Source organism: Streptomyces sp. NPDC048521, assembly GCF_043199855.1.
Taxonomy (GTDB): domain Bacteria; phylum Actinomycetota; class Actinomycetes; order Streptomycetales; family Streptomycetaceae; genus Streptomyces.
The window spans coordinates 131954-148954 of the sequence record NZ_JBICWR010000021.1 but is presented as its reverse complement, the minus strand read 5'-3'; the positions used below and the strand labels follow the sequence as shown (position 1 = coordinate 148954).

General features: G+C 69.8%; 14 protein-coding genes and 1 pseudogene. 6 read left to right on the top strand and 9 right to left on the bottom strand.

The window, feature by feature from the left end; genetic code table 11:
- From ACGFRF_RS35260 to ACGFRF_RS35250, 3 genes are all read right to left on the bottom strand, one after another.
- Positions 1 to 692 (bottom strand): transposase (locus ACGFRF_RS35260; RefSeq protein WP_393747088.1); only part of this gene is annotated, 692 nt, incomplete at its 3' end.
- 244 nt (positions 693 to 936) lie between these two features.
- Positions 937 to 1341: an IS5 family transposase gene (locus ACGFRF_RS35255; protein WP_393747086.1), complete on the bottom strand. Its 405-nt coding sequence runs from the start codon at positions 1339 to 1341 to the stop codon at positions 937 to 939.
- Between the two features lie 833 nt (positions 1342 to 2174).
- Positions 2175 to 2669 carry a PaaI family thioesterase gene (locus ACGFRF_RS35250; RefSeq protein ID WP_393747084.1) on the bottom strand — a complete coding sequence of 165 codons (495 nt, stop codon included), beginning with the start codon at positions 2667 to 2669 and terminating at the stop codon, positions 2175 to 2177.
- Between the two features lie 85 nt (positions 2670 to 2754).
- Between ACGFRF_RS35250 and ACGFRF_RS35245 the strand changes: the two genes are divergently transcribed.
- The 5 genes and pseudogenes from ACGFRF_RS35245 (at position 2755) to ACGFRF_RS35225 (ending at position 8722) form a co-directional block, all read left to right on the top strand.
- Positions 2755 to 3222: a winged helix-turn-helix transcriptional regulator gene (locus ACGFRF_RS35245; protein ID WP_393747082.1), complete on the top strand. Its 468-nt coding sequence runs from the start codon at positions 2755 to 2757 to the stop codon at positions 3220 to 3222.
- Positions 3223 to 3488: 266 nt separating this feature from the next.
- Positions 3489 to 6000 (top strand): annotated as a pseudogene (locus ACGFRF_RS35240) (AAA family ATPase); the annotation flags it as partial.
- A 352-nt stretch (positions 6001 to 6352) separates the two neighbouring features.
- Positions 6353 to 6847: an SHOCT domain-containing protein gene (locus ACGFRF_RS35235; RefSeq protein WP_393747080.1), complete on the top strand. Its 495-nt coding sequence runs from the start codon at positions 6353 to 6355 to the stop codon at positions 6845 to 6847.
- Positions 6847 to 7296, top strand: coding sequence for a hypothetical protein (locus ACGFRF_RS35230; protein ID WP_393747106.1), 450 nt, complete (start codon positions 6847 to 6849; stop codon positions 7294 to 7296). Before ACGFRF_RS35235 ends, ACGFRF_RS35230 begins: the two co-directional genes overlap by 1 nt.
- A 22-nt stretch (positions 7297 to 7318) precedes the next feature.
- Entirely contained in the window at positions 7319 to 8722 is a 1404-nt protein-coding gene (locus ACGFRF_RS35225) for a diacylglycerol/lipid kinase family protein (protein ID WP_393747078.1), read from the top strand.
- A gap of 272 nt (positions 8723 to 8994) precedes the next feature.
- On the opposite strand, the gene ACGFRF_RS35220 is transcribed toward ACGFRF_RS35225, so the two are convergent.
- The 6 genes from ACGFRF_RS35220 to ACGFRF_RS35195 form a co-directional block, all read right to left on the bottom strand.
- Positions 8995 to 9663: a potassium-transporting ATPase subunit C gene (locus tag ACGFRF_RS35220; RefSeq protein WP_393747076.1), complete on the bottom strand. Its 669-nt coding sequence runs from the start codon at positions 9661 to 9663 to the stop codon at positions 8995 to 8997.
- Between the two features lie 5 nt (positions 9664 to 9668).
- Positions 9669 to 11771: a potassium-transporting ATPase subunit KdpB gene (kdpB, locus tag ACGFRF_RS35215; RefSeq protein WP_393747074.1), complete on the bottom strand. Its 2103-nt coding sequence runs from the start codon at positions 11769 to 11771 to the stop codon at positions 9669 to 9671.
- A 32-nt stretch (positions 11772 to 11803) separates the two neighbouring features.
- Positions 11804 to 13465, bottom strand: a complete 1662-nt coding sequence (kdpA, locus tag ACGFRF_RS35210) for a potassium-transporting ATPase subunit KdpA (protein ID WP_393747104.1) — start codon at positions 13463 to 13465, stop codon at positions 11804 to 11806.
- Positions 13466 to 13497: 32 nt separating this feature from the next.
- The gene (gene kdpF, locus ACGFRF_RS35205; protein ID WP_393747072.1) at positions 13498 to 13587 is read right to left on the bottom strand and encodes a K(+)-transporting ATPase subunit F; all 90 of its coding nucleotides are present in this window, start codon (positions 13585 to 13587) and stop codon (positions 13498 to 13500) included.
- 414 nt (positions 13588 to 14001) lie between these two features.
- Positions 14002 to 14502 (bottom strand): GNAT family N-acetyltransferase, encoded by a 501-nt coding sequence (locus ACGFRF_RS35200; protein WP_393747070.1) that lies wholly within the window; start codon positions 14500 to 14502, stop codon positions 14002 to 14004.
- 313 nt (positions 14503 to 14815) lie between these two features.
- Positions 14816 to 15946: a trypsin-like serine peptidase gene (locus ACGFRF_RS35195; protein ID WP_393747068.1), complete on the bottom strand. Its 1131-nt coding sequence runs from the start codon at positions 15944 to 15946 to the stop codon at positions 14816 to 14818.
- 167 nt (positions 15947 to 16113) lie between these two features.
- On the opposite strand from ACGFRF_RS35195, the gene ACGFRF_RS35190 reads away from it, so the two are divergent.
- Positions 16114 to 16962 carry a helix-turn-helix transcriptional regulator gene (locus ACGFRF_RS35190; RefSeq protein ID WP_393747067.1) on the top strand — a complete coding sequence of 283 codons (849 nt, stop codon included), beginning with the start codon at positions 16114 to 16116 and terminating at the stop codon, positions 16960 to 16962.
- Positions 16963 to 17001 lie beyond the last annotated feature (39 nt).

The following is a 17001-nucleotide window of genomic DNA, read 5'->3' as shown; positions in this document are numbered from 1 at the left end:
GGGGCAGCTTTGGTGACCAGCGGGCCGATCTCGGCTTCCGCCTCCTTGATCTCCTCGTCCAGGGCCTGATAGCGGCGGGCCAGTCGCCTCAGGGTGACTTTGGTCGTGTAAGCGGGATCTTCGAGGTCCCCGGTGGGGCGGGAGCGGGCGAGAGTGCCGATCAAATCTTTGGCGGACAAGCCGCGGAATCTGTCGCGGACCTCGCTGGGGGCGCTGATCATCAGAGCGCGGATCTGGTTGATGGCCTGGGTACGGGCCTTGACCGCGGAGTTGCGGGCCACACGCAGGACCCGGATGGATTCCACGATGCCGTCACGGGTCTTGGGGATGCCGTCGGCACGGCCTGACAGAACAGCGGTGGCGGCCGCGTAGGCGTCGACGGGGTCGGACTTGCCGTTGGCACGGCGGGCTTTGCGGTCGGGGCGGTCGACTTCGATGACCGTGAGTCCGTTGCCGCGCAAGAAGCGGGCGAGCTCGGCACCGTAGGAACCGGTCCCCTCCATCCCGACAGCGATGATCTCGCCGTGGGAGGCGAACCATTCCAGCAGTCGCCAGTAGCCGTCCGGGGTCGTCTCGAATGATTCGGTGGCCAGCTGCCGGCCCACAGTGTCGATGACGGCGGCCTGGTGGAAGTCGGTGTGGGTGTCGATCCCGCCGACCACAGTTATCTGGGTTGCCTCGTTGGCTGTCATGCTGCTGGTGCTGTCCTTCCGAACCCACGCTCTTGAAACGGGCTAGCACCGGCCGGTCGGGCAGACGGACAACACAGTGATGGGACCTCTGGTCAGGCTCCTATAAGGTACGAAAGTCCGACTGGCCACGCGCATGATCGCCCCGGACCGACGCATCCTCGCCAGGACAACTCAACAGCGTCGGTGGATTTTTGGGTCAGGTCCGAAGCGATCACCCAGCCATCATCACTGTGGATTTTGGTGGTCAGGCCTCCTCGGGATCGGCCGAGGGCGTGATCGTCCGGTTCGTCCTGCCACTGGCGCCCCCTTTTCGGCCGGTGGCCGCGGCGTGCTGGTGAGCGCGGACGATGGTCGAGTCGAGCTGGACGAGCCAGTCGATGTCACCGGAGGCGTCGGCCTGGGCCTGTATCTGTTGCAAGGCTCGAGTGAACACACCCTCAAGGGCGTAGCGGCGGAAGCGCGTACAGACCGTCTTCCACGGCCCGTAGCGTTCCGGCAGGTCACGCCACGAGATCCCGGTCCGAATCTTGTAGACCATGCCGTTGATGACCTGCCGGTCTGCCACCCGTGGCCGACCCGTGGCAGCCCGCGGTATCAGTGGAGCCAGCAACTCCCACTCAGGGTCGGTGAGTTCATGGCGACGTATCACGGCACCATGATCCACCACACGGCGATCTTTGAAGACGGACCCTAGTTCAACTGAAGCTGGGTGAAGCTGCTCGGCCGGGACGCGGCGTCGTGGCGGTCGGCGAGACGCCGGCACCCTGGACGTCACCCCGCTCCAGTGGGGGCATGGCCGCACCACCTGAACGAAGATCACGAACCGTCGCGAGACGTCACCCACGAAGGTTCAATCGCTGGACGGCGAAGAGTTCCAGGTGTGCGCAGTTCGGGCAGCGGAAGGCATCGATCTGCCATTGCGGCAGGCCCCGCGTCTTGGCCATGCCCAATATGCCCCGCTCAAGGAGGCTTCCGAACCATCGCGCGTACCCGCGGGAGCCCTGGCCACTGTCACTGACAAAGCCCTGCTCAAGCCCGACCTGACCGCATTGAGTGCACCGCATGTTGTTCACCGAGGGAGTGTAAGTGGGGGCCGGGGTTGATGCTGGTGAGTTCGGTGTATTCAACTGTCGCGAGTAAGCGGAAAGGACTGACCCGGCACGCGTGCCGTGATGCCGTCGAACGGCTCCGGGCTCATCCCGGCAGTCCGCTTCCCGGACGGCCCAGCTGTCCTGCTTCTCCCCCACGGGCAGCGGACCACCCCCGTCGGGCGGACCATCCTCCGTACCGTTCGCACCTCTCAGCCAGGTCGGGAACACACGGGACCCTCTACGGGCGCCCCTGGCTGCCGCGACGGCAGGGATCAACGCCGCACTGACGAGGGCCGGCCTGGCCGGGAACCACCTTCATGCGCCGGGGTCGCCGTCGACGGCCCTCCCCCGCTGACCGGGATCCGAGGAAGCACCCCTCACCGGGGGCAGCTCACTCAGTGGGCAGCGGAAACAGCAAACAGGTGCTGCTCGCGTGTGCGAGCAGCCGGTCTCGGGGGTCAAACATCCGTGCCTCTGCCAAGGCGGTGCGACGGCCTCCGTGCACCATGGTGCCGACGGCCCGCACCCGTCCGGTGTCGACCGTGATCGGGCGGAGGAACTTCACGTGGAGGTCCAGCGAGGTGTAGCCCATTCCCTCGGGCAGTGTGGTCTGGACGGCACACCCCAACGCGGAATCCAGCAGGGTGGCGAAAACACCGCCGTGCACACTGCCGATCGGGTTGTAGTGCTCCTCGCCCGGCAGGAACGAGAAGACGGCGCGGCCGTGCTCGACCTCGTCGAGCGTGAAGTCGAGGGTGGCGCTGAGCGGCGGGCTGGGCAGGTCTCCCGACAGCAGGTCCCGCATGAACTCGAGACCCGTCTTCCGGCCTACGGCGGCGGCCGTGATGGCCGGGTCCTGCCACTCGTAGGTGCGTGAGCGCCCCATGGTGCCTCCTGAACTGACAGTGTCGGGCGACGCTATCCGCACTCCAATCTGACTGTCAATAATGAAGTCAGGGTACGGTTCCGGTGTGAAGTGGGTTGAGATCAGCACAGACAACTGCCCGGTCCAGCGCGCGCTCGCCGTCGTGGGCGAGAAGTGGTCGCTTCTCCTCCTGCGCGACGCCGCCTACGGGGTCACGCGGTTCGACGACTTCCGCCGGCACGTCGGTCTGTCGGAAGCGGTACTCACCGACCGGCTGCGCAAACTGGTCGCGGCCGGCGTCCTGGAGACGGTCCCCTATCGGGAGCCGGGACACCGCACACGTCACGAGTACCGCCTGACGCGCAAGGGCTGGGACCTCTGGCCCGTCCTGATGGCGCTTCGTCAGTGGGGCGAGACGTACGCGGGCGAGCCCGACGGTTCGGTCGTGCACCTCACGCACAGGACCTGCGGCACTCCGGTGAAGGTCGTCGTGGAGTGCCCGGAGGAGCACCTGGCGCTGGCACCTTCCGACGTCTCGGCCCGCCCGGGGCCGGCGAGCCGACGGTCCACATGAGCGCTCTCCCCGTTCTGGCGTGCAGGGTGCCCGGGCGGATCTCCGCAGCCGAGGTACGGGGACAGTGAGGAAGCCGGGTCTGCGGTTGGCGTAGGACACATCCGCCCGCAGCAGAGGCGACGTCACCGCGGGCGCGGCCATCGTGCCGCAGGGATCACATGGTGAAGCGAGCCGTTGGTCCGGTGTGCCGCGCGCCGGGGCGGTGATCTTGGGATGCTGGGGAGAGGGCGCCATGACGGCCCTGGCGGACAGGGGTGATGAACGCCATGGCCGAGACCTACGGAAACGCCCAGGGACCGACCGATCTGAGTCTTGCGGCCGTCGCGGGCGTCGATCCTCTGGGAGAGCCGTTTCTGCGCACCCGATTCGCCCACCCAGCCAGACCGATCACGTTCCTGCGGCGGCAGCGGCTCGTCGACCACCTCGGCCAGGCGCTCCGAACGCCGCTGACACTGCTCAACGGCCCGGCCGGAGCCGGTAAGACCCTGCTGGCCGCCGACTGGGCCGCCGAACTGCGGCAGCCGGTCGCCTGACTCACCGTCGAAGCGGGAGACCGTCATCCGGGGGTGTTCTGGGCGTACGTCGTTCAGGCCCTGCGCGCCTGCGGTGCGCCCGTATCCGACGCGGTCGGGACCCCTGCGGAGGCGACCTGGGTGCACCGCAAGCTGCTGGCGGCGCTCGCCGCCGAGCTGAGCCATCGCGACCGGCCCGTCGTCCTGGTACTCGACGAGTACGACCGTGTGACCGTCGCTGAGGTCGCGGAGCAGTTGGAGTTCGTTCTGCGCCACGCCGGGCGCGGGCTGCACCTCGTCCTCATCACCCGTTCGGAGCCGCTGCTGCCGCTGCACCGTTACCGGACGGCCGGCGAGCTGACGGAGATCCGCGCCGCGGAGCTGGCCTTCACCCCCGAGGAAGCCGTCGCGCTGCTGCAGCTGCACGGCCTGAGCCTTCCGGTCCCGGCCGCGCGTCCGCTGGTGGACCGTACCCGAGGCTGGGCCGCCGGATTGCGCCTGTGTGCCTTGGCCCCCCAGGAGAGCGGCGATCCAGAGGTCTACCTGAAGGAGTTCGAGGCGGGCTGCAGTACGATCGCGGACTTCTTGTCGGCCGAGGTCCTCAAGGGTCAGACGGAGGAGACACAGGACCTCCTGCTGCGTGTCAGCATCATGGAGCGCTTCTGTCCCGACCTGGCCGACGCGCTGACCGGCCGCACCGATGCCGAACCCCTTCTCGTCGCGCTGCACCGGGCCAACGCGTTCGTCGAACGCCTCGGGCACTCGTGGTACCGGCTGCACCCGCTGTTCGGGGAGATACTCCGGGCCCATCTGCGTGTGCGGCTTCCCGGGCTCGAGCCGGAACTCCACCGGCGGGCCGCGCGGTGGCTGCGTCGTTCGGGGCTCCTGGCGGAGACACTCGCCCACGGCGCCGCCGCGGACGACTGGGATCTGGCCGCCGGTGCCCTTGTCGACGACCTGGCGATCGGCCGGCTCTTCACCGGCCTGCGCTCGGGCGACCTGGTCGAATTGTTCTCCCACATGGGGCCCGGGGCCAGGAGCCCCGCGACGGATCTCGTGCGCGCGGCGCGATCTGGCACGGCGCGACATCGACCAAGGCCTGCCACGCCTGCGCCACGCCGAGGAGTGTCTGGCCGCCGACGCGCCCGAACCGGCGCCGGATGCGGCACCCGACCTGGCGGCCGCCCGGCTGACCTGTGCACTGCTGGAGGCGCTGGCCGCCCGATTGACCGGATGTCCCGCACGGGCCGAGAAGGCCGCCGCAGCAGCCTCCGAACTACGCCAGGCAGTCCCGGCGCACCTCTTGGACAAGCATCCCGAGCTCCCCGCCCTGCTGTCGGCCGATCTGGGATCGGCGCTCCTGTGGGCAGGGCGTTTCGAGGACGCGCGCGCTGCCCCGACCACCGCGGCCGGTGCTCCCGGCGGCATCTTCACCGTGCTGCCCCGTCAGGAGTCGATGGGGCACCTCGCGCTGCTCGACTACCTGAACGGCTGGACCGGCCGGGCGGAGCGCAAAGCGCTGGCCTCGGTGTCCGATACGGAGCGGGTCGGCATGTCTCAGCCGGTGGGCTCCGGCATCGGACAACTGGTCCTGGCTGCCGTGGCCGTCGACCGTCATGAGCTGGACCGGGCTGAAGCCTTGCTCGACGAAGCGGCCCAGCTCGCACCAGGCGCGCGTGATCCGGTGCCGGCGGCGGGACGAGCCCTCGCCACCGCTCGTCTTCTGATGGCCAGGGGCAGGACACGGTCCGCCGTCCAGGCGGCGGACCCGTCCGTCTCCGCCGCCGTGGCCTCACCTTGGTCGCAAGGTCATGAGGCGCTCGTCGCCTCCGCCGCCCACCTGGCCGAAGGACGGCCCGACCAAGCCGCCGAGGTGCTCCGGGAGGTGTCCGGCGACCAGCCGGCGTGTGCTGTGGAGGCCGCGGCGATCCAGGTCGCCGCAGGCCGTCCCGAGGCGGCCATGGACCTGCTCGACAGCATCCACACCCAGGGCGGGACGGGGCCGGCGGTCGCCGTGCGGGCGGGACTGGTGAGGGCTCAGGTCGCGCAGGGGGCGGGAGACACCGCCACCGCGCGCAGGCTCGTGGCACACGCGCTTCTCGACGCCCGGCGCGAGCGGCTGCGGCGTCCGTTCCTCGACGCCGGAGCGTGGATCCGCCCGCTGCTGGCGACCGCCTCACTGCACGAGCTGGCAGCGGGCTGGCTCACGTCCGGTCCGCCGCCGCGCGGTGAGCGGCCCGGTACGGAATCCTCGCCCTCCCCGCTTTGCATGTCGTGGAGATGCGGCAGCTTCCGGAGTGACGGGCCCGGGCGGTGTGCGGTGCCGGAGGGCCCGGCGGCCTTTCACCCTGATCGACCTGATGGCACCGGTCGACCTGGTCCTGTTCGGAAGAACCGGCCCCGGCCCGCCGTCCCCCGCGGGGCCCTTGCCCTCTCCCGGTTGATCGTCCGGCAGCCTTCCTGCTGCCGGCCTGCCTGCCGCCAGGAACACGGGCGGCGGCGTCCTCGGGTCGCACACACTCACCCGCGCCGGGTGAGGCCGCTCGTTGTTTGCCGTGGGCACGCTGAGAAACGGCACAGAATCGCTGCCGGGCGAACGCCCGGGACGGAGGTCGGACATGACCGCACAGACCTACCTGGCGTACGACTACCCGCTGCTGGGTGCCTTCTGGACCATGCTCGTGTTCTTCCTGTGGATCATGTGGTTCATCCTGCTGTTCCGGATCATCACCGACATCTTCCGTGACGACACCATGAACGGTTGGGCGAAGACCGGGTGGCTGGTGTTCTGCATCGTTCTGCCCTTCCTGGGCGTACTCGTCTACGTGATAGCCCGCGGCAAGAACATGGGCCGCCGTGAGGTGGCTCAGGCGCGCGCGCAGCAGGAGGAGTTCAACGCCTACATCAGGCAGACCGCGGCCGGCGGCCGGCCCAGCAGCATCGACGAGCTCGCCGAACTGTCCGAGATCCACGACCGGGGCGCCGTCACGGACCAGGAGTTCCGCAGGGCGAAGGAACTGGTACTGGCCGGACAGGGTCCGGCGACGCAGGCTGCACCACCGACCGCAGCGCAGGCCGCTGACCATCCGCCCACCACGAAGCGAGGCGCATGATGACCGCGACACCCACCCAGGCGGCATACACGGCGAGGCAGGGATGGGCAACCGGCCTGACAGCCTTCGCAGCCGTGATGCTCTTGCTCGTCGGTCTGCTCGACATCTTCCGGGGCATCATGGCCATCGCCGAGGACGACGTCTTCCTGACGACGTCCAACTACGTGTTCGAGTTCGACCTGACCGGCTGGGGCTGGGTCCACCTCGTCCTGGGCGTGGTCGCCGTGATCGTCAGCATGGGGCTGTTCAAGACCGCGACGTGGGCGCGCGTCACCGGTGTGGCCATCGCCGGACTCGTGATCATCGCCAACTTCCTCTCCCTGCCGTACTACCCGGTGTGGTCGGTCGTGATGATCACCATCTCGGGCTTCATCATCTGGGCCCTGTGCGTGGTCGACCGCGGCAACCTCTTCCGCCCGCCCGAGGAGCGCTCGACGCGCGGGATGTGAGGGGGAAGAGAAGGGCTGACAGGTGGGACGGCACGGCGGGGATGCGAGGGGATCGGCGGGGTCAGGGGCCCGGGCCGCACGCGAGGGCAGCGTCGGCCGGGCCCGCCTCGCCGTACTCGCCGGGCTGGCGAGCATCCTGGTGCCGCTCGTCACCGCCGGTCTGCGCAGTGTGCTGTGGGTGCTGATCGGCGTCTCAGGCCTGGCGCTCGCTGCCGTCGGCGTGTGGTGGGCCCTGGCGCACACCGGTGCGCTCCGTCTCCTCGGGGCGGCCCTGTCACTGGCCGCGCCGGTCACCGTGCTGTCCCTGTACGCCGCCTTCGGCATGCTGGCGCCGGCCGCGTTGTCCCTGGCCCTGTGGATGGTGGCCGTCACAGCGGCACGTACGGCCCTGACATCCGGTCACAGCGCCTGCGGCAGGACTGTCGGCGAAGCACCGCACGCCCCCTGGGTCCTCATGAATCCGCGTTCCGGCGGGGGCAAGGTGGACCGTTTCCACCTGGTGGAGAAGGCTGAGGCGGCCGGCTGCCGGGTCGCCCTGCTCACCAGGGGCCAGGACGTCACCGAGCTGGCCCGGCGGGCCGTCGCCGAAGGAGCCGACCTCCTGGCAGTGGCGGGCGGCGACGGCACCCAGGCCCTGGTGGCCGAGGTCGCGGCGCGCCACGACCTGCCGTTCGTGGTGATTCCCGCCGGCACCCGCAACCACTTCGCCCTCGACCTCGGCCTGGACCGTGACGATCCGGCGGCGGCCCTGGAAGCCCTGGCCGACGGCGTGGAACTGCGCGTCGACCTCGGGTACGCCGCGGACCCTGTCTTCGTCAACAACGCCTCGTTCGGAACGTACGCGTCCGTCGTCACGGAACCGGACTACCGGGCCGCCAAGGTGCGCACCACCCTGCGCACCCTCCCCGGTCTCCTCACCGGCGAGGGCTCGCCCAGGCTGCGGGCGCGAGCCGACCGGACCTGCTTCGAGCGACTCCAGGCCCTGCTGGTCAGCAACAATCCATACGGACGTGTTGTCGACGCAGCCCGTCCGGGGCGCAGGGAACGGCTGGACGCAGGGCTGCTCGGCCTGGTGTGCGTACGGGTCGACAACACCGCTCAGGCGGCGCGGACCGCGCGCGGTGCGCGGTCCGGGGGACTGCTCCGGCTGAGCGCGAGGGAGGTCGTCGTCGAAGCTGACGCGGACACGCTCCCGGCCGGTATCGACGGGGAACACGTCGTCCTGCCCGCGCCCGTCGTGTGCCGCAGCGCGCCCGGAGCACTCCGTGTCCGGGTACCACGTCGCCGCCCGCACGCGCTCCGGGGCAGCGGGAGGGCCGCCGACTGGCCGCGCGTGACACGGCTGGCGCTGGGCCGCCCGTTGCCCAGCCGGGCCCCGGTCAGCGCCCCGTACCCGGTCAGCGGCGAAGCGGGGCCACCGAAGTGACGGCCGGGGCCCGGAAGATGCGCTCAATCGGCAGGTCAGCGGTGGCGTGTATCGACCTCGCACGGTAGCGAGACGTCGAGCACGACCAGGTCGGGCGGACGGGCGGCGGCGAGCCGGAGGCCGTGGCTGCGTCGAGGGCGGCGCCCACGCCGTAGTGACGTGTCGTACGGCCGAGCGGGCCGGGAGCGGGGCAACCGGCTTCAGGGCAGCGGGAGTCGGCGGCCCGGGATGCCTCCACGGGCCGCCGGCTCCCGCTGCGTCGCGCAAGGCCGTCACTGCTTCGCCGTGAGGTGCTGCAGCGCGATGTTGAGCTCCAGGACGTTCACACGGGGCTCACCCATGAAGCCCAGCGTGCGGCCCTCGGTGTGGTCCTTGACCAGCCGCGCCACCTGTGCGAGCGGCAGGTCGTTCTTCGCGGCGACCCGGTGGGCCTGCAGTGCGGCGTAGGCCGGGGATATGTCCGGGTCCAGGCCGGAGCCGGAGGAGGTCACCGCGTCCGCGGGGACGTCCGACGGCTGGACGGTGTAGCCGGGCACCGAGTTGTCCTCGACGACGGCGGCCTTGGCGTCCTCGACCTGCTTGATCAGGTCTGTGTTGTCAGCCGAGAGGTTGGTCGCGCCGGACAGGATCAGCTGGTACCGGGTGTTGACGCTGTTGGGGCCGAGGCCGTTCGCCGGACGGCCCTGGAACCACTTCAGGTCCGCGTCCGGGATCTGCCGGCCCTTGTTCAGCGGCAGGTTGTACGACTGGCCGATGAGGGAGGAGCCGACGACCTTGCCGTCCGCCGTGACCTCGGAGCCGTTCGCCTTGTCGGGGAACAGCCCCTGGGCGATGCCGGTGACGACCAGCGGATAGACGACGCCGGTCACCAGGGTCAGCACGAGGAGGGCGCGCAGGCCCGCCCCGAGCAACCGGGCGGTGTTCGTGACGGAGTTGTTCATGGCGATCAGCCGATCCCGGGGACGAAGGAGATGAGCAGGTCGATGATCTTGATGCCGGCGAAGGGGGCGACCAGGCCGCCGATGCCGTAGATCGCGAGGTTGCGGCGAAGCATCCGGTCCGCGCTCATCGGCCGGTACCGCACGCCCTTCAGCGACAGCGGCACCAGCGCGACGATGATCAGCGCGTTGAAGACGACCGCCGACAGGATCGCGGAGTCGGGCGAGGACAGCCGCATGATGTTCAGCTTGTCCAGGCCCGGGTGGACGGCCGCGAACAGCGCCGGGATGATCGCGAAGTACTTCGCGACGTCGTTGGCGATGGAGAAGGTGGTCAGCGCACCGCGCGTGATCAGCAGCTGCTTGCCGATCTCCACGATCTCGATCAGCTTGGTCGGGTCGGAGTCGAGGTCGACCATGTTGCCGGCCTCCTTGGCGGCCGACGTACCGGTGTTCATGGCCACGCCGACGTCCGCCTGGGCGAGGGCCGGCGCGTCGTTCGTGCCGTCACCGGTCATCGCGACCAGCTTGCCGCCCGCCTGCTCCCGCTTGATGAGGGCCATCTTGTCCTTGGGGGTGGCCTCGGCGAGGAAGTCGTCGACGCCCGCCTCAGCGGCGATCGCCTTGGCGGTCAGCGGGTTGTCACCCGTGATCATGACCGTCTTGATGCCCATGCGGCGCAGCTCCTCGAACCGCTCCCGCATCCCCTTCTTGACGACGTCCTTCAGGTGGACGACGCCCAGGACCCGGGCGCCCTGCTCGTCCTCCACCGCGACCAGCAGCGGGGTGCCGCCCGCCTCGGATATACGGTTCGCGAGGGCGTCGGCGTCCTTGGCGACCGTGCCACCCTGCTCCTCCACCCAGGCGACGACCGAGGCGGTGGCGCCCTTGCGGACCTTGCGCCCGTCGACGTCGACACCGGACATACGGGTCTGGGCCGTGAAGGCGATCCACTCGGCGTGCGTCAGCTCGCCCTGGTGGCGTTCGCGCAGCCCGTACCCCTCCTTGGCCAGGACGACGATGGAGCGGCCCTCGGGCGTCTCGTCGGCCAGCGACGACAGCTGGGCGGCGTCCGCGACCTCGGCCTCGGTGGTGCCGCGCACCGGCACGAACTCGGCGGCCTGCCGGTTGCCCAGCGTGATGGTCCCGGTCTTGTCGAGCAGCAGTGTGGAGACGTCACCCGCGGCCTCGACCGCGCGCCCCGACATGGCCAGCACGTTGCGCTGCACGAGCCGGTCCATGCCGGCGATGCCGATCGCGGAGAGCAGGGCGCCGATCGTGGTCGGGATCAGGCAGACCAGCAGGGCGACCAGCACGACCATGGTCAGGTGCGTACCCGCGTAGGTGGCGAACGGCGGCAGCGTGGCCACCGCGAGCAGGAAGGCGATCGTCAGCGAGGCCAGCAGGATGTTGAGCGCGATCTCGTTCGGCGTCTTCTGTCGTGCCGCCCCCTCCACCAGGTTGATCATCCGGTCGATGAAGGTCTCGCCGGGCCTCGTCGTGATCTTGATGACGATCCGGTCGGACAGCACCTTCGTACCGCCCGTGACCGCCGAACGGTCGCCACCGGACTCCCGGATCACCGGAGCGGACTCACCCGTGATCGCCGACTCGTCGACGGACGCGACGCCGTCGACGACATCGCCGTCACCGGGGATGATGTCACCGGCCTGGCAGACCACCAGGTCGCCGATGGTCAGGTCGGTGCCCGGGACGCGCTCCTCGGAGCCGTCCTCGAGGAGCCGACGCGCGACCGTGTCCGTCTTGGCCTTGCGCAGGGTGTCGGCCTGCGCCTTGCCCCGGCCCTCGGCGACCGCCTCCGCCAGGTTGGCGAAGATCACGGTCAGCCACAGCCACACGCTGATCGTCCAGCCGAACCAGTCACCGGGATCCGTGGACGAGAACACCGTGGTGAGGGCGGAGCCGATCCACACCACGAACATCACGGGCGACTTGACCATCACCCGCGGGTCGAGCTTGCGGAACGCCTCCGGCAGCGACGTGACCAGTTGTTCGGGGTCGAACAGGCCCGCTCCGGCCCGTCCTTCGGCGGGCTTGTGCGCGGTGGGGACGCCGCTGTGCGGGGCCCGGGTGGGTGTGGCTGTGGACATCGAGTCCTCTGACTTCTCTGTGCGGGTGGTCATCACGCCAGCCCTTCCGCGAGCGGGCCCAGGGCCAGGGCCGGGAAGTACGTGAGACCGGTGATGATCAGGATCGCGCCCACCAGCAGGCCGGTGAACAGCGGTTGCTCGGTGCGCAGGGTGCCCGCCGTGGCCGGGATCGGCTGCTGTCCGGCGAGCGAGCCGGCCAGGGCCAGGACGAAGACCATGGGCAGGAAGCGGCCGAGCAGCATCGCGAGCCCCGTCGTGGTGTTGAACCAGTCGGTGTTCGCGTTCAGACCGGCGAAGGCCGAACCGTTGTTGTTCGACGCGGACGTGAAGGCGTACAGCACCTCGGAGAAGCCGTGCGCGCCAGGGTTGAGCATCGAGTGCGGCGGGCTCGGCAGGGCCATGGAGGCCGCGGTGAGGACCAGCACCAGCGCCGGGGTGACCAGGATGTAGCAGGCGGCGAGCTTCATCTGGCGCGCACCGATCTTCTTGCCCAGGTACTCGGGCGTACGGCCGACCATCAGGCCGGCGATGAACACCGCGATGACCGCCATGATCAGCATGCCGTACAGGCCGGAGCCGACGCCGCCGGGCGCGATCTCGCCCAGCATCATGCCCAGCATGGTGACGCCGCCGCCCAGACCGGTGAAGGAGGAGTGGAAGGAGTCCACCGCACCCGTGGAGGTCAGCGTGGTCGACACCGCGAAGATCGACGAGCCGCCGATCCCGAAGCGGACCTCCTTGCCCTCCATCGCCCCGCCGGCCGCCTGTAGCGCCGGGCCGTGGTGGGCGTACTCGGTCCACATCATCAGCGCGACGAACCCCAGCCAGATGGTGACCATCGTGGCGAGGATCGCGTAGCCCTGCCTCACGCTGCCGACCATCACGCCGAAGGTGCGGGTCAGTGAGAACGGGATCACCAGGATCAGGAAGATCTCCAGCAGGTTCGTGAACGGACTCGGGTTCTCGAACGGGTGGGCGCTGTTGGCGTTGAAGTAGCCACCGCCGTTGGTGCCCAGTTCCTTGATGGCCTCCTGCGAGGCGACCGCGCCGCCGTTCCACTGCTGCGAGCCCCCCGTGAACTGCCCGACCCCGTGGATGCCGGAGAAGTTCTGGATCACACCGCAGGCGACCAGGACGACCGCGGCCAGCGCGGCGATCGGCACCAGGATGCGCAGGGTGCCGCGGACCAGGTCGGCCCAGAAGTTGCCCAGTTCACCCGTGCGGGAGCGGGCGAAGCCGCGGACGAGGGCCACGGCCACGGCCATGCCCACGGCGGCGGAGACGAAGTTCTGCACGGCCAGACCGGCGGTCTGCACGACGTGCCCCATGGTCTGCTCGCCGTAGTACGACTGCCAGTTGGTGTTGGTCACGAAGGACACGGCCGTGTTGAACGACTGCGCCGGGTTCACCGAGGTGAAGCCGAGCGAGCCGGGCAGGACGCCCTGCAGACGCTGGAGCAGGTAGAGGAAGAGGACGCCGGCGGCCGAGAAGCCCAGGATCCCGCGCAGATACGCGGGCCAGGTCATCTCGGTGTCGGGGTCGGCACCGATGCCCTTGTAGATCCACTTCTCGACGCGGAGGTGCTTGTGCGAGGAGTAGACCCGGGCCGTGTAGGTGCCGACGGGAACGTAGACGAGCGCCAGCGCGCCTATGAGGGCGAGCAGTTGGAGCACGCCTGCGAGTACGGGACCCATGTCGCCCGCTGCGGTAGCAGCTGATGTCACCGTCAGAACCTCTCCGGGAAGATCAGGGCGAGGACGAGATGGCCCAGCAGGGCGACGGCCACGACGAGGCCGACGATGTTCTCGGCGGTCACAGCTTCGTCACCCCCTTGGCGACAAGGGCCACCAGCGCGAAGACCGCGAGCACGGTGACGACGAAGGCCAGATCGGCCATCGCTGACTCCTGGAGTGAGGTTCGGTGGAAACGGACGGTTAGAGCAAACCTCCTCTCCGACCGGATCCGATCGCCCGTTGACGGCTCTCTTACGGCAGCCGGTACGCCTTTGACGGGACTCTTACGCCCTGACCGTTCTGGTGAGCAGCGGTCCGCGCCGGCTGGTGACCCGGCTCACCGCAGCCGGCAGATCACCGTGTCCGTCTCCCGCCGCACAGCGTGCGCGACGACCGCGCCCGCTCGCCCCGCTGGTTCTGCGGCAAGGGACCGGTCTCCGGTATCGGTAGGGTGGCCCCGGTGCGGGGCTCGGCAGGCATGGAAGGGCCGTGGTCCCTCACACGGCACGTTCCATGCAGACCAGCCCGTCCCGCTCGTCCCACGACTCGGTGACGGTGAATCCGAGCCGCTCGTACAGGGCGATCGCGGCTGCACGCCACTTCCACACCGACAGCCGCACCAGGCTGACGCCGCTTTCCGCAGCCTGCGCGAGCGCGGCCCTGACCAACCTGGACGCGATGCCCCGCCCCCGGAACTCCGGATCCGTCCAGAGCCTCTTGACCTCGGAGGGGCCGTCGACACGGGCGGTGACCACCACGCAGCCCACCGCCGTGTCCCCGCTCAACGCCAGTAGCACCACATCATCGGCGAACACGGCGTGTGGATCCGTGATCTCTACCCGGTAGCGGTCCGGCAGCTCGTCCACACCGGCGCAGGCCTCACCCTTCTCGGCCTGGGTCTGCAGATGGTAGGCCGCCAGCAGCTCGGCCGGCCCGTCCTGGGCGAAAGGGGCCTGACCCGGCCAGCGGACGATGGCGACCTCGCGTTGATCAGACATGAAGTGAGCATTCCATGACGCCGTCACGGCGCGCTCGGCCGGCGGGATCCGGAGCATGCCCTGGGCGCTGTGCTGGTCGACAGCGCGTTCCCGTACGGCCGGCGGGACGAAGCCACGAGGACTTCCCGGCCATCACCGAGGCCGTACGCGAGGTCGCCGCCCTCGACCGAGGGCGGCCGAAGACATGGCCGGCGGACCGGCACAACGACAGCTCCCGCCACCATCGTCATCATCGTCCGACTCGACCGCGTCCGGCCGCGCAACGGCCGTGGTCCCTCTTGGTCCGTCAGGGAATCGAACCCATGCGGAACGGTCAGTCCGCGTGCTGGGCGGCCTCGTAGAGGGGGCCGGTGATCGCGGAGGTGAACTGCGGGCCGACGAGGTAGCGGCTGCACGTGGGGTCGTCGGAGTCGTCGCAGACGCTGCCCGCGGTGGTGAAGAAGGCGCTCTGGCTGTTGTCGCCGACGACCGTGCCGAGTCCGGTTGCCGGGTCGAAGGCGGCGATACGTGGACCGCCGCTGGAGCCACCCCCCATCACGCAGGCGTTGCCCCATTGGCCCCTGGGCTCGGGGAAGTCGGACGTACCGGGGTACTCGCGGGTCGGGCCCGTGCAGAAGGCGAGCCGGGCACCGGTGTACTCGGGCAGGCCCTCCCGCGCCGGGTCGGAGGCGGACCGCGGATAGCCGAACTCGTAGACCTTGCGATCGCCCGGCCGGTCGAAGCCGATGCGCTGGGCGGCGCCGACCGCGTCCTGCACCCTGCGACCCCGGGTGTCGGTGCCGAGGACCACGAACGCCTGGTCGTACGCGTCGAACTTCAGCGAGTCGACGGCGTCGTTCTGCAGCCAGGTGGCATCGACCACGCCCAGCCGGCCGACGAACTTCCCGTACGGCGCGCGGCCGTCACGGAAGCCGGGGACGAACATCACGTTCGCCGCCCACTGGTTGTCCTCGCCGAGCAGGTCGGTGCTGTTCATGCAGTGCCCGGCCGTCACCACGGTGCTGCGGTTTGCACTGGTGACGACGGTGGCGGTGCAACTGGCGTCCTCGCCGTGATCGGTGAAGAAGAGCCTGCCCACCGTCCGGCTCAGGGTGTCGGAACCGGTCCACGGCGCACCGTCCGGGCCGCTCTTCGGCGGCTTGCCGGCGGACGGCGAGGTGAGAGCAGCGATACGCTCGGGGGTCCAGTAGTCCAGCACGGCCTGCTGTTGCGCCGGGGTGACCGCCTCCGGGTGGGTGGCGACGCCGCCCGAGGCACCCGAGCCGCCCGTGGCGCGCGCGGCGCCCGTGACGGACGGGCTGTGCGGAGCCGCCGTAGCGGGTCCGGCGGGTAGGGACAGGGTGAGGGCCGCGGCCAACGCCGCTCCGGTCAGGGCGACTTCGCGTTTCGCGTGCCTGCGTGTCCGGTTCTGGTAGCCGTCTGTACGGCTGGAAGTCCTGGGCATGGGCGGGAGAGTAGCCAGGCAGGGTCAAGAACCTGTCAGCAACCGGTGAGGATCGGGGTCCCCCGACAGCGTCCGACACTGGACCGCACATGGGGGGACGCGCCACGTACACCCACGTGGGGTTTCGTGACGCTTGATGTGTCAGGCCAGCAAGTAACCTTATTTGAATGCATAGCACCAATCCTCTGGGTGAGTTCATACGAGCTCGCCGTGCTGCCACCTCACCGGCGCAGGTGGGCCTGCCGGACGAGGGGTGTCGACGCACCGCAGGGCTCCGGCGCAATGAGGTGGCCATGCTGGCCGGTGTGAGTGAGGGGTATTACGCACGCCTGGAACAGGGACGTGAGAAACATCCGTCCGACCAGGTTCTCAACGCGCTGACCCGGGTTTTCGGACTCGATGCCGAGGCGGCGGAGCACTTGCACAGCCTGGCCCGGCAGGGACTGCGCAGCCGCGCCACCTCACCCGCCGATGAACGCGTGGCCGGGCACCTCGTACGGCTGATCGACTCCTGGAGCACCCCGGCGCTGATCATGAGCCGTCGCTTCGACATCCTGGCCGCGAACGACACGGGCAGGGCGCTGTTCTCCGTCGTGGGCGCGGAGACGAATCTGGCCCGCTTCATCTTCCTGGACCCCTCCGCCCGGCGGTTCTACCGCGACTGGGAAGGGCTCGCATGGACCTGCGTGGCGAGCCTGCGCGCGACGTCGTCGCTGCACCCGAAGGACGGGGCACTGCGCGCCCTGGCGGAACAACTGTGCGCCGAGAGCCGGGAGTTCGCCCGTCTCTGGGAAAGGTACGACATCCGCGCGAAGACCCACCAGAGCGGGTGGCTGCTGCACCCGGAGGTCGGCGCCCTGGAGTTGACCTATCAGTCGTTCACCATCAACGGCACGCCGGGCCACCAGCTCGGCACCTTCCACGTCGACCCGGCAGGCGAGCGGGCACTGCAGCGGCTGGCCCGCTCGGCCGACCGGCCGCGCTCTCCCGGCACCGAAGAGGTGGCCCTCCGGTGAGTCGCGTCAAGGCGTGCCGCTTCGGCTGTCCTCATGGGG